Here is a 1,564-nt window from a genome sequence, read left to right as displayed (position 1 = left end):
GAACCGGCGATCGATCCTGCCACGGTTGAGGTGAGGGCATTTCTCAGAAAGATGACGTATCAACTGATTTACTGTTGACGAGGAGTTTGTGCGGCTTTAGATTTATTAGGAGTTTCTCTGATTTGTACCCAGTAACGGGGCGGCGGAAATTCTGTTAATCTTTCCCAAAGCACAGGTTATGGCTTTTTGTCAACGGGGAAGTCCAGGTATATCTCTGGGTGAACGCCTGTTCTCGTCAGCTTGTCTGTAAAGTTTTATGTGCGGATTCAACATTTCCGATCATATTCCTTTATTGTTCCTACATAAGTCAAACAAATTAGCTCGTCCTAGCTCAGGCAACAGCCGTGGCTCCGGACTCTTGTTTCCCAGTGGCCAAGGTCACTTGTGGCTCAGATTTTACGCGAATATACTAAGACCAGTCCCTTTGTCTTAATCAGCGTATTAAAAAGCCATGTTCAAACCCTCGGTCAGCTAATAAAGTCACGGTACAGTTATCCAGCAGAACTGCCGCCGCAGTTTCCAAAACAGGACGGTATTGCTTAAAGCCAACCATCGCACTCCCATGTTCTCAAATTTTACTGAAAAAATATGAGGCAATTAAAATCATTGTTTAAATATGTCAACCCCGTTATCTGGGTTGATTGGACGATGGGTTCATCTCGGCCTTTTTCAAATAGCTCAGGCACAGGAACAGTAAGTTACGTACACTCATTTCAATCTGTATTACCTATCTCTGTAACCCCACCAGATTCGACCTTCCCGTTTGGAAACCCCGTTGAGGGATTATTTGTTAGCCAATCGGGAGATGCTTCGATCACTTTCACTTTTAGTGGGGTTTCGCCTGACAGCGGCACCATTTTTACGTTAGGAAATTTAAGAGCTACGAATGAATTCGTAATCAGTGCCTTCGACAGTTCAAACAACCCGATTCCTCTGACTTTTTGGACGGTACTTGGGGAATTTAGAATATATTCAGGTGATACCGGTCCGAACTTGTGGAATCCAAGTAATGGCTTAATGGTTGGAAACGGAAACATCCAGAACCAAGAGAATAGTAAAAATCTCTTCTTTGGCGGCTTAACTACGAACATCGCACAGATCCATGTGGATTACAGGAACGTTGATAATGGTTTTGAGTTCTTACACTTTGGTATAGCACAGACAGTACAAGTGCCAGAACCCTCTGCTCTCTTGCTAGTATGCTTTGGAGTAGCAGCAATTCTCATTTCAAAAAGTAACAAGTGATACAAACAGAAATAAAGCTTTAAGGGGATGACTGGGTGAAAAATACAGAAAAAGCCGTCATTAATGTGGGAAGAAAAGTTATTGGAGTTTTTGGAGCGATGTAATGCCCGTTGATACAGTAGAGTATAGCCCTTTAAAACTAAGAGCAAAACGTGACGGGAAAGCTAACCTAGATTTCGCTTGCCCTTGTTCTATCGATCGCATCCCCTAGCGATTTTTTCCCAGTCGAACCGGCGATCGATCCTGCCACGGTTGAGGTGAGGGCATTTCTCAGAAAGATGACGTATCAACTGATTTACTGTTGACGAGGAGTTTGTGC

General features: G+C 43.5%; 1 protein-coding gene. It reads left to right on the top strand.

Features of this window, described 5'->3' with window-relative positions; all coding sequences use genetic code 11:
- Positions 1 to 588 precede the first annotated feature (588 nt).
- A complete protein-coding gene (locus O9295_RS01685) occupies positions 589 to 1,245 on the top strand; it encodes a choice-of-anchor K domain-containing protein (protein ID WP_158199759.1) in 657 nt (218 codons plus the stop codon).
- Positions 1,246 to 1,564 lie beyond the last annotated feature (319 nt).

Origin of the sequence: Microcystis sp. LE18-22.4A (assembly GCF_027531105.1) — a bacterium.
Classification (GTDB): Bacteria; Cyanobacteriota; Cyanobacteriia; order Cyanobacteriales; family Microcystaceae; genus Microcystis; species Microcystis aeruginosa.
Note: the sequence above shows the minus strand (reverse complement) of the source record. Positions and strands in the feature narration are given on the sequence as shown.